The sequence below is a fragment of the Vulcaniibacterium thermophilum genome (assembly GCF_007923255.1).
GTDB classification, from domain to species: domain Bacteria; phylum Pseudomonadota; class Gammaproteobacteria; order Xanthomonadales; family Xanthomonadaceae; genus Lysobacter_F; species Lysobacter_F thermophilum.
Window position 1 is genome coordinate 1 of record NZ_VOHJ01000055.1, and the last position, 10,446, is coordinate 10,446.

General features: G+C 70.4%; 11 protein-coding genes and 1 pseudogene. 7 read left to right on the forward strand and 5 right to left on the reverse strand.

Going from position 1 to position 10,446, the window contains the following annotated elements; translation table 11 throughout:
- Positions 1-129 precede the first annotated feature (129 nt).
- Positions 130-465: a hypothetical protein gene (locus FQY64_RS14050; protein WP_146475279.1), complete on the reverse strand. Its 336-nt coding sequence runs from the start codon at positions 463-465 to the stop codon at positions 130-132.
- 127 nt (positions 466-592) lie between these two features.
- Between FQY64_RS14050 and FQY64_RS14055 the strand changes: the two genes are divergently transcribed.
- Both FQY64_RS14055 and FQY64_RS14060 read left to right on the forward strand, forming a co-directional pair.
- Positions 593-892 (forward strand): NAD(P) transhydrogenase subunit alpha part 2, encoded by a 300-nt coding sequence (locus tag FQY64_RS14055; protein WP_146475281.1) that lies wholly within the window; start codon positions 593-595, stop codon positions 890-892.
- Positions 889-2,277, forward strand: a complete 1,389-nt coding sequence (locus tag FQY64_RS14060; RefSeq protein ID WP_146475283.1) for an NAD(P)(+) transhydrogenase (Re/Si-specific) subunit beta — start codon at positions 889-891, stop codon at positions 2,275-2,277. The genes FQY64_RS14055 and FQY64_RS14060 overlap by 4 nt, the downstream gene beginning before the upstream one ends.
- Before the next feature lie 22 nt (positions 2,278-2,299).
- On the opposite strand, the gene FQY64_RS14065 is transcribed toward FQY64_RS14060, so the two are convergent.
- Positions 2,300-2,731: a hypothetical protein gene (locus FQY64_RS14065; RefSeq protein ID WP_146475285.1), complete on the reverse strand. Its 432-nt coding sequence runs from the start codon at positions 2,729-2,731 to the stop codon at positions 2,300-2,302.
- A gap of 78 nt (positions 2,732-2,809) precedes the next feature.
- Between FQY64_RS14065 and sufT the strand changes: the two genes are divergently transcribed.
- The 4 genes and pseudogenes from sufT to FQY64_RS15150 all read left to right on the forward strand — a co-directional run bounded on the left by sufT (position 2,810) and on the right by FQY64_RS15150 (position 7,419).
- Positions 2,810-3,361: a putative Fe-S cluster assembly protein SufT gene (gene sufT, locus FQY64_RS14070; protein ID WP_146475287.1), complete on the forward strand. Its 552-nt coding sequence runs from the start codon at positions 2,810-2,812 to the stop codon at positions 3,359-3,361.
- 537 nt (positions 3,362-3,898) lie between these two features.
- Complete coding sequence (locus FQY64_RS14075; protein WP_146475289.1) at positions 3,899-5,674, forward strand: S8 family peptidase; 1,776 nt, start codon at positions 3,899-3,901, stop codon at positions 5,672-5,674.
- Between the two features lie 110 nt (positions 5,675-5,784).
- Positions 5,785-7,047: pseudogene (locus FQY64_RS14080) on the forward strand (zinc-dependent metalloprotease); the annotation flags it as partial.
- A 141-nt stretch (positions 7,048-7,188) separates the two neighbouring features.
- Complete coding sequence (locus FQY64_RS15150; protein ID WP_244942405.1) at positions 7,189-7,419, forward strand: proprotein convertase P-domain-containing protein; 231 nt, start codon at positions 7,189-7,191, stop codon at positions 7,417-7,419.
- An 86-nt stretch (positions 7,420-7,505) separates the two neighbouring features.
- On the opposite strand, the gene FQY64_RS14085 is transcribed toward FQY64_RS15150, so the two are convergent.
- The 3 genes from FQY64_RS14085 to wrbA are packed head-to-tail and all read right to left on the reverse strand — an operon-like array spanning position 7,506 to position 8,956.
- On the reverse strand, positions 7,506-7,994 hold the full coding sequence (locus tag FQY64_RS14085) for an asparaginase domain-containing protein (protein ID WP_146475291.1): 489 nt from the start codon (positions 7,992-7,994) through the stop codon (positions 7,506-7,508).
- Positions 7,995-8,036: 42 nt separating this feature from the next.
- Positions 8,037-8,369: a DUF2069 domain-containing protein gene (locus FQY64_RS14090; protein WP_146475293.1), complete on the reverse strand. Its 333-nt coding sequence runs from the start codon at positions 8,367-8,369 to the stop codon at positions 8,037-8,039.
- Positions 8,366-8,956 carry an NAD(P)H:quinone oxidoreductase gene (gene wrbA, locus FQY64_RS14095; RefSeq protein ID WP_146475295.1) on the reverse strand — a complete coding sequence of 197 codons (591 nt, stop codon included), beginning with the start codon at positions 8,954-8,956 and terminating at the stop codon, positions 8,366-8,368. The genes FQY64_RS14090 and wrbA overlap by 4 nt, the downstream gene beginning before the upstream one ends.
- A gap of 88 nt (positions 8,957-9,044) precedes the next feature.
- Here wrbA and FQY64_RS14100 point away from each other — a divergent pair, with 88 nt between their 5' ends.
- The gene (locus tag FQY64_RS14100) at positions 9,045-10,313 is read left to right on the forward strand and encodes a YihY family inner membrane protein (protein ID WP_146475297.1); all 1,269 of its coding nucleotides are present in this window, start codon (positions 9,045-9,047) and stop codon (positions 10,311-10,313) included.
- Positions 10,314-10,446 lie beyond the last annotated feature (133 nt).

Genomic DNA, 10,446 nt, shown 5'->3' on the forward strand with positions numbered 1-10,446 from the left:
CCTTCGCGGTCAGGCGCGCATTCTTGTGCATGGTTGTTCCCCTCGCGGATGGGAGCTGGGTGTTTGGCGACATCAGCTTCGCCCTCCGGTCAGAGGGGAACAACCTCTTGAAACATCACACCTAGCGGCTCAGTGGCGGCGGTCCCAGCGGCGGTCGATGCGCTCGCCGCGGCGGTCCAGGCGGTCGTCGATGCGGTCGCCGCGACGGTCGAGGCGGTTCTCGACGCGGTCGCCCTTGGCGTCCAGGCGCGTGGCGAGGCGCTCGTGGCCGTGGTTCTCGGCGCGCTCGGCGCGGCGATCGAGACGCTCGTCGATGCGGTCGCCCTTGCGGTCGAGGCGGCGGTCGATGCGGTCGCCCTTGCGATCGAGCCGGTGTTCGATGCGGTCGCCGCGGTCGGGCGTGTCGGTGGCCAGCGCCGGGGTGGCGGCGAGCAGCAGGGGCAGCAGCAGCGCGTAACGGGTCATGACGTTCTCCGTGATCGGGTTGTGGGATGCACCCGGGAGAACGCGCCAGCACCGCCGCGGTTGACGCGCTGCCGGCCCCGTTCAGGACCGGTTATGATCCGGACGAACCGCGGGATGGAGGCAGGCGATGGGCGACGGCTTCGTGGCGCTGTACATCTTCATGCTGGCGGCGATCGCCGGCCACGTCATCATCGCGCGGGTGCCGGTGATCCTGCATACCCCGCTGATGTCGGGCTCCAACTTCATCCACGGCATCGTGCTGATCGGCGCGATGGTGGTGCTGGGGCACGCGGACACCATGCTGGAGAAGGCGATCGGCTTCGTCGCCGTGCTGCTCGGCGCCGGCAATGCGGCCGGCGGCTACGTGGTGACCGAGCGCATGCTCGAGATGTTCAAGTCCTCGCGCCGGCCGGAGGACAAGCGATGAGCTGGCTGCCGGTGCTGGTGAAGGCCAGCTATTTCGTCGCCGCCACGCTGTTCCTGCTCGGCCTGCAGCGGATGTCCTCGCCGGTGACGGCGCGCTCGGGCATCCGCTGGGCGGGCGCGGGCATGCTGATCGCCACGCTGGCGACGTTCGCGCTGCCCGGTCTGCACAACCTCGGGCTGATCGTGCTGGCGCTGGCGCTCGGCACGGTGGCGGCGTGGGTGTGGGGCCGCAAGGTCGCGATCACCGACATGCCGCAGATGGTGGCGCTCTACAACGGCATGGGCGGCGGTTCGGCGGCGGCGATCGGCGCGGTGGAACTGCTGCGCGCGTCCGGCGGCGGCGCGGCGCCTTCGCGGGTGGCGCTGGTGCTGGCGGTGATCGGCGCGCTGATCGGCGCGGTGTCGCTGTCCGGCTCGGTGATCGCCTGGGCCAAGCTCGATGGCCGGATGGACAAGCGCTACACGTTTCCGGCGCAGCAGCTCTTCAACGCGCTGGTGTTCGTGGCCACGCTCGTGCTCGGCGCGTGGATCGTGCGCGAGCTCGGCACCGGGGCGATCGTCGCCTTCTTCGCGCTGGCGCTGCTGCTCGGCGTGCTGATGACGCTGCCGATCGGCGGCGCCGACATGCCGGTGGTGATCTCGCTGTACAACGCGTTCACCGGGCTTGCGGTCGCGTTCGAAGGCTACGTGCTCGGCAACGAGACGCTGATCATCGCCGGCACCATGGTCGGCGCGGCCGGCCTGCTGCTGACGCGGCTGATGGCGAAGGCGATGAACCGGCCGATCCGCAACGTGCTGTTCGGCAGCTTCGGCGGCGGCGGCGAGGCGCAGGCGATCACCGGCAGCCAGAAGCCGATCGAGGCGGCGGACGTGGCCGCGATGATGGCGTTCGCCGAGCGCGTGGTGATCGTGCCGGGCTACGGCATGGCGGTGGCGCAGGCGCAGCACAAGATCTGGGAACTCACCCAGCGCCTGCTCGAGCGCGGGGTGAAGGTGAAGTTCGCGATCCACCCGGTCGCCGGCCGCATGCCCGGCCACATGAACGTGCTGCTGGCCGAAGCCGGCGTGCCGTACGACCTGATCGCCGACATGGACGACATCAACCCGGAGTTTCCGAACACCGACGTCGCGCTGGTGATCGGCGCCAACGACGTGGTCAATCCGGTCGCGAAGACCGATCCGGCCAGCCCGATCTACGGCATGCCGATCCTCGATGTGGTCAACGCGAAGAACGTGGTCGTGATCAAGCGCGGCAAGGGCACCGGTTTTGCCGGCATCGAGAACGCGCTGTTCTACGCCGACAACACGCGCATGCTGTACGGCGACGGCGCGGAGATGGCCAACCGGCTGGTCGCCGAGCTGAAGGCGCTCGACGGCGGGCACTGAATCGCGGGGGCTTCGCCGGGGCTCAGCGGGCCGCCAGCGCGGCGAGCAGCACACCGAGCATCAGCGCGGCGACGTCGAGCGGATCGTTGGCCAGTTGCGCCAGCGTCCACGCGTGCTGCGGCCCCATCCGCAGGGCCGCCTCCAGCGGACCGAAGCCGAAGTAGCCGGCCAGTTGCGCGGCGGCGGTGCCCCAGTTGGCGGCCAGCGCGATGGCCAGCGTCGCCGCCGCGGCGAGCAGGGCGCGCGCGGTGCCCGGCCGCCAGCCACCGAGGCGAAGCACCCAGGCCATGTCGAGCGCGGCCAGCAGCGCCATCCAGCCGTTCGCGCGGCCGTTCCACAGTCCGAGCACGATCCACGCCGCGACCATGCCCGCCGCGCCCAGCAGCAGCAGGGACCAGGACCACAGACGGGAGGACGGCGCGCGCGGCGCGCCGGCGGGGGCGGGGGAAGGCATAGCCCGCCAGCATAGCGGGTGCGCCGCTCGCTAGACTATGCGCCTTGCGCTGCCGCGCGTCGCCCTCACATCCAGCGCATGTATTCCCGTCACAGCGAACCCGTCCGCTTCGAACGCGACTGCCCTGCCGTGCTCGTCCCGCAGGGCGAGAGCGTCACCCTGCCGGCGGGCAGCGTCGGCTACATCACCCAGGCGCTGGGCGGCAGCTTCACCGTGTTCGTCGAGGGCAACCTGTTCCGCATCGCGGGGCGCGATGCCGACGCCATCGGCAAGGAGCCGCCGGCACCGCTCGAACTGCCGGAAGGCGCCGACGACGAGGCGGTCGAGAAGCTGGTGTGGCAGCAACTGCGCACCTGCTTCGATCCGGAGATCCCGATCAACATCGTGGAACTGGGTCTGGTGTACGAGGTCGCCCTGCGCCGGCGCGAGGACGGCCAGCGCGAGGTCGCGGTGCGCATGACCCTGACCGCGCCCGGCTGCGGCATGGGCGAGGTGCTGGTGGACGACGTCCGCAGCAAGCTGGAGCTGATCCCGACCGTCGCCGAGGCCGACGTCGAACTGGTGTTCGATCCGCCCTGGAACCGCAACATGATGTCCGAGGCGGCCCGGCTGGAAACCGGCATGCTCTGAACCGCTGGCGTCGCCAGCACCCGGCGCCGATGCCGCCCGGCGGGCGCGACGCGCCCGCTCCCGCCGTCCTTCCGGCCGTCGATGCCCCGGCCCTGCTCCCGCGCGGCCGAGCCGCGGGGGCGGAGCGGGGTGGGGGGACGGCCGCGCCGATCCGTTCTCGATCCGGCAGGCAGACGCTGCCGCTCTCCGACGCAGGCCCCCGGCGCGACCGCCGCCTTGACGCCGCCTGCACCTCCAGATCGCGAAGCCCCCTTGTTCGAGGTCAAAAGACTTCGAGCGATACACGCACGCTCGCCGTTCAGCAAGTGCTAGACGGCATGAAGGCGGCGCAGCAATTTTCGATTTTGCGACGTTCATCACGCGTTTTGCTGCATGCGCAGCGTGCCGGCACCGGTCCGGTCGTATAGCGTCAGCTTGTTCGGCACCCGTCAGGTGCCGTTCATCTGGTCAGCTCGAGCGTGAAGGGGCCACGCCCAAGTTCGGCCGGTTGTGTCCACGCCGCGTTTTGCGGCCCATCAACCGCTTGGGGGTTACGTGATGTCTGAGTTCTCGTCGCGCCGTATCCGCCGCCACGCCCTGGCTGCGGCCACCGCGCTGGTGCTTTCCGCCGCCGCCGTCCCGGCTCTCGCCCAAGGCCGGGTGAACACTGCGGCGTTGCAGTCGCAACCTTCCTTCGACCGCTTCATCGTCAAGTACCGCGACGGCAGCGCCGAGCAGGTCAATCCGGCCATGCTCGGCCAGCGTCTCGGCGCCGCCGGGGCCGCGCTCGGCGGCCGCGGCGTCCGGCTGCAGCATCTGCGCCGCACCGCGCTCGGGTCCGATGTGATCAAGGCCGATCGCAAGCTGGACCGCGCCGAGGCGGAAACGCTGATGCGCCAGATCGCGGCCAATCCGAACGTCGAGTACGTCGAGCCCGACCGCCTGATGAAGCCGGTGCTCACGCCGAACGACACCAGCTACAACCAGCAGTGGGGCTACTTCGACGCCGACGCCGGCATCCGCGCCAACACCGCGTGGGATCTGGCCAACGGCTCGGGCATCATCGTCGCGGTGCTCGATACCGGCATCACCAACCACAGCGACCTCAACGCCAACGTCATCGCCGGTTACGACTTCATCAACGACACCTTCGTCTCGCGCGACGGCAACGGCCGCGACAGCGACCCGTCCGATCCCGGCGACTGGTACGCCAGCGGCGAGTGCGGCGCCGGCGTGCCCGGGTCGAACTCGAGCTGGCACGGCACGCACGTGGCGGGCACGGTCGGTGCGGTGACCAACAACGCCAAGGGCGTCGCCGGCACGGCGTTCGGCGCCAAGATCATGCCGGTACGCGTGCTCGGCCGCTGCGGCGGCTACACCTCCGACATCGCCGACGCGATCGTGTGGGCCTCCGGCGGCACCGTCTCCGGCGTGCCGGCCGTGTCGCAGCGGGCGCACGTGATCAACCTGTCGCTCGGCGGCAGCGGCGCCTGCGACACCACGACGCAGAACGCGATCAACGGCGCGGTCAGCCGCGGCACCGTGGTGGTGGTGGCGGCCGGCAACAGCAATGCCGACGCCTCCAACTTCTCGCCGGCGAGCTGCAACAACGTCATCACCGTCGCCTCGGTGACGAGCTCCAGCTCGCGGTCGAGCTTCTCCAACTACGGCGCGAAGATCGACGTGTCGGCGCCCGGCTCGTCGATCCTGTCCACGCTCAACAGCGGCACCACGTCGCCCAGCACCGAGAGCTACGCGTCCTACAACGGCACCTCGATGGCGGCGCCGCACGTGGCCGGCACGGTCGCGCTGGTGCAGAGCCGGCGTCTGGCGCTCGGCCAGCCGCTGCTGTCGCCGTCGGAAGTGGAGTCGCTGCTGAAGAGCACGGCGTATCCGCTGGCCGGTTCCTGCAGCGGCGGCTGCGGCGCGGGCATCATCGACGCCCGTCGCGCGGTGGAGAGCGCCGGTGGCGGCGGCGGCGGTGGCGGCACCACGACCTACACCAACAGCGCCGACTACACGATCAGCGATCTGGCGACGGTCGAAAGCCCGATCAGCGTGTCCGGCCGCAGCGGCAACGCGCCGAGCAGCACGCCGGTGGCGGTGGACATCCGCCACACCTACCGCGGCGATCTGGTGATCGATCTGGTCGCGCCCGACGGCTCGACCTACCGGCTGAAGAACTCGTCCGGTTCCGACAGTGCGGACAACGTGATCACCACGTACAACGTCAACCTGTCCACCGAGACCATCAACGGCACCTGGAAGCTGCGGGTGCGCGACGTGTACTCGGGCGACACCGGCTACATCAATAGCTGGAGCATCACGTTCTGACGTCCCCGCCGCCCCGGCCCGAGGCCGGGGCGGCTTCGTTTCCGCATTCCGACATCGCGGTGCCCTCGCGGCACCGCGCCATCCCCCCCTTTTTCGTTATGGAGTCGACGATGAAGACGTTCCGTTCGATGCGCGGCGTGCTCGCCGTGGGCGCGCTGACGCTCAGCGGCGCCGCGTTCGCCGGGCAGCCGCTGTTCGTGGGTCAGGTCTCGGGCAGCGCGCAGGCGAAGGCCAGTGCGGCCAGTGCGCTCGCGGCGCGGCCGACCACCGCGCAGATGCGCCTGATGCGCGCCAATCCGGCGGTGGTGAGCGCCGGCACGCGCGAGATCGAGCTCGACCTCGGCGGCCGCCGCGTCAACGCCGTCCTGCGCGAGGCCAAGGCGATCGACGGCGGCCTGGTGTGGAGCGGCACCCTGCGCGAGACCGCGAAGTCGCGCTACATGACCGCGCGCGAAGTGCGCGACGACGCGCTCAACATGGCCACGCTGGTGCGCCGCGGCAACGGCATCACCGGCAGCGTGCGCATGGACGGCAAGCTGTTCCGCATCCGTCCGATGCCGGACGGCAGCCATGCGGTGATCGAGGTCGACGAGAGCCGGATGCCGGCCGACCATCCGTTCGATCCGAACCGTCTGCCGCAGGTGCGCATGGACGCCAACCCGGCGCGCGCCGGCGCGACCTCGGCGACGGTGGGGCCGACGGCGATCAGCCCCGGCCCGACCGCGACCATCCGGGTGATGGTGGTCGCCACCCAGGCGGCGGTGAACGCCTACGGCGGCGACATGCGCGCGCTGGTGGATCTGGCGGTCGCCGAATCCAACCAGGGCTACGCCAACTCCGACGTCGGCATCAATCTGGTACTGGCCGACTACATGACCGTGAACTACGGCGAAGTCGGCATGAGCACCGACCTGTCGCGCTTCCGCGGCACCAGCGACGGCTACATGGACGAAGTCCACGCGCGCCGCGACGCCTCGGGCGCGGACGTGATGATGCTGGTCGGCAACGACAGCTCCGCCTGCGGCCTCGCGTCGGGAATCGGTTCGAGCGCCAGCACGGCGTTCGCCACCGTGTACTGGGACTGCGCCACCGGCTACTACAGTTTCGCGCACGAGATCGGCCACCTGCAGTCGGCGCGCCACGATCCGGCCGCCGATCCGACCAATACGCCGTACGCCTACGGCCACGGCTACCGCGCGCCGAACGCCGCCTGGCGCACGATCATGGCCTACAACTGCAGCCCGAGCTGCCCGCGCATCAACTACTGGTCGAACCCGGACAAGACCTACAACGGCCAGGCGATGGGCACCGCCGACCGCAGCCACAACCAGCGCGTGCTGGTGAACACCAAGGCGACCATCGCGGCGTTCCGCGGCGATCCGGGCGGCGGCGGTGGCGGCACCCAGACCTACACCAACGGCACCGACGTGCAGATCCGCGACAACACCACGGTGGAAAGCCCGATCACGGTGTCCGGCCGCAGCGGCAACGCGCCCACCAGCACGGCGGTCGCGGTGAACATCGTCCACACCTACCGCGGCGACCTGGTCATCGACCTGGTCGCGCCCGACGGCTCGACCTACCGGCTGAAGAACTCGTCCGGCTCGGACAGCGCGGACAACGTCAACGCGACCTACAACGTCAACCTGTCGAGCGAGCCGATCAACGGCACCTGGAAGCTGCGAGTGCGCGACGTGTATTCCGGCGATACCGGCTACATCAACAGCTGGAGCATCACCCTCTAACGCACGCCCTACGCGGCAGCTCCGACCCCGGCTCCGGCCGGGGTCGTCTTTTGCGCGGTGGTTGCCGTTCGGTCCCTCGGCAGGCCTCAGTCGGTCGCTTCGAACCGGTTGGCGGCGACGTTCTTGCGCACCCGGCGCGGATCCCACACGCGGCCGTTCATCGCGATGTAGACCCCGGGCGGCAGCGACTGCACCGCGCCGACCGCGGTGCCGATGTTGAACTCGGCGTCCGAGCCGCGGAAACGGGCCGGATTGAGCGCGCCGGTGAGCACGATGGTCTTGTCCGCAATGCTCGCGAGCACCTGCGCGGTCTCGACCATGGTGTCGGTGCCGTGGGTGACCAGCACGTGGCGCGCCGGCTGCGCGGCGATCGCCGCGCGCAGCAGCTCGCGATCCTCGGCGGTGATGTGCAGCGAGTCCTTGCGCAGCAGCGGGATCACCGTGAAGCGGAACGCGACGCCCAGTTCCTCGAGGATGCGGCCGATCTGCGGCTCGCCGACCTGGTAGTCCGACTTGTCGTCGAAGTAGATCTTGTCGATCGTGCCGCCGGTGGTGACGATGCAGAGCTCTTCCATCGGGTGCGCGGGCGTGCGGAGAGGGCGCGGATTATACGTCCGCTAGCGCCGGCGCCGACCGAAGCGCGCGCGCAGGCCCGGCGCGCTGGCCGCGCCGACGACGAGCAGCGACAGCGCCACCGCGGCCAGCGCCCACGCGCGGTCGGCGGCGTTGACCCAGGCTTCCATGACGCCGTGGCTGAACCACAGTAGCGCCAGCAGCGCGGCCAGGAAGCCCGCACGCTGCACGCCGCGCCAGACCAGCACGGCCAGCAGCAGCGGCGGCAGCGCGAGCAGGCTCCAGGCGATCGCCGCGTAGGGCCGTCCCGCGAACCAGGCGAGATACAGCGCGCCCAGCGCCAGCAGCGACGCGACCAGCAACACGCGCGCGCTCATGCCAGCCGCGCCGCGATGCGGGCCACGCGCCGGCCGAGCACGCGCGCCAGATGCGCTTCCTCGTCGGTCGGCTGCGGGTCGTCGTCGGGGCCCGCGTAGTGGCTCGCGCCGTAGGGCGTGCCGCCGCTGCGCGTGCGATGCAGCGCGGCTTCGGTGTACGGCAGGCCGACGATCACGCAGCCGTGGTGCAACAACGGCACCTGCATGCCGAGCAGGGTGGCTTCCTGGCCGCCATGCAGGGTGGCGGTCGAGGTGAACACCGCCGCCGGCTTGTCCACCAGCGTGCCGCTCGCCCATTCGCTGCCGAGCCCGTCGATCCAGTGCTTGAGCGGTGCGGCCATGTTGCCGAAGCGCGTCGGGCTGCCGAGGATCAGTCCGGCGCATTCGCGCACGTCGTGCGCTTCGACGTACGGCGCGCCTTCGTCCGGCACCGGCGGCGCGGCCTGCCGCGTCACCGGCGCGACCGGCGGCACCGTACGCAGCCGCGCCTGCATGCCCGGCACTTCCTCCACGCCGCGTGCGACGTGGCGCGCCAGACGCGCGACCGAACCGCCGCGGCTGTAGTAGACGATCAGGATCTCGGGCATGGATGTCGCTGTGCTCCGCGGCGCCGGCCCGCATCTTACGCTGCGGCCTCACTGTTCGCCCCCGCGGCCCTCGGCTACCCTTCGGCCGATGGACAGGATCGCCGCTCTCCGGCACTGGTTCACGCACCTGCGCGATCACGGCCGCTGGGGCGCGTTCGCGCGCTTTTTCCTCGGCCGCCTGGGCGAGGACAACATCTTCCAGGCCGCCGGCGCGCTGGCGTACACCACGGTGTTCGCGGTGGTGCCGCTGTCGATGGTGGTGTTCGGCGTGCTGTCGGCGTTCCCGGTGTTCGGCAAATGGAGCGAGGCGCTCAGCCGCTACGTGTTCTCCAACTTCGTGCCGTCGGCGGCGAGTTCGATCGAGACCTACCTGCGGCAGTTCACCTCCAACGCCGGCGAACTCACCGCCGCGGGCGTGATCGCGCTGCTGGTGTCGCTGCTGATCACCATCTACGGCGTGGAGTCGTCCTTCAACCGCATCTGGCGTGTGAAGAAGGCGCGGCCGAAGCTGACGCGGTTTCTGATCTACTGGACCGTGCTCACGCTCGGCGCGCTGATGGCTTCGGCCAGCCTTGCGGTATCGGCGCGTTTCTTCGCGATGGCGATCTTCCAGACCGAGCCGGGCCGGCTGCTGGAGAGCGTGATGCTGCGGCTGGCGCCGGTGGCGATCGAGCTGGTCGCGTTCACCGCGATCTACCGCGTGGTGCCGCACCGCACGGTCAAGTACCGGCATGCGTTGGCGGGTGCCGCGCTGGCGACGGTGCTGTTCGAGGCGATCAAGTGGGGGCTCGGCTGGTACCTCGGCAACTTCAGCTCGTACTCGAAGATCTACGGGGCGCTGGCGATCGCGCCGATCTTCCTGCTGTGGATGTATCTGAGCTGGATCGCGGTGCTGCTGGGCGCCTCGCTGGCGTCCGCGTTGTCCGCGTTCCGTTATCAGCCGGCGGCGCTGCGGCTGCCGGAGGGCTACGAGTTCTACGGGCTGCTGCGGCTGCTGGTGCGCTTCCAGCAGGCGCGTCGCACCGGCAAGGGGCTGCACATCGAGGACATCCAGCGCCTGGAGCCGATGCTGACCGACGGTCTGGTGCAGCAACTGCTCGCGCAACTGTGCGAGGTGAACGTCGCGCGGCGGACCGAGGAAGGCGAATGGCTGCTGTCGCGCGATCTTGACGAGCTGACGCTGGCCGAACTGTACGAAGCCTGCCACTTGCGCATTCCGGTCGCCGAAGCGCATCTGCCGTGCCGCGACGACGAGGTCGGCCAGACCGCGATGGCGGTGCTCGACGAGCTGCGCCTGCCGCTGCGCGACATGCTCAAACGGCGCGTGGCCTCCCTGCAACCCGAGGACGATCGATGACCAAGCTCCACCTGGCCGCCCTGGTGGCGGCGATGCTGCTCGCGGCCTGCCGGCGCGAGCAGCCCGCGCCGCCCGCCGCGCCGGCGGCCCCCGCGCAACCGGCGGCGAGCGCCGAGGCCGCGCAGGCGCCGTC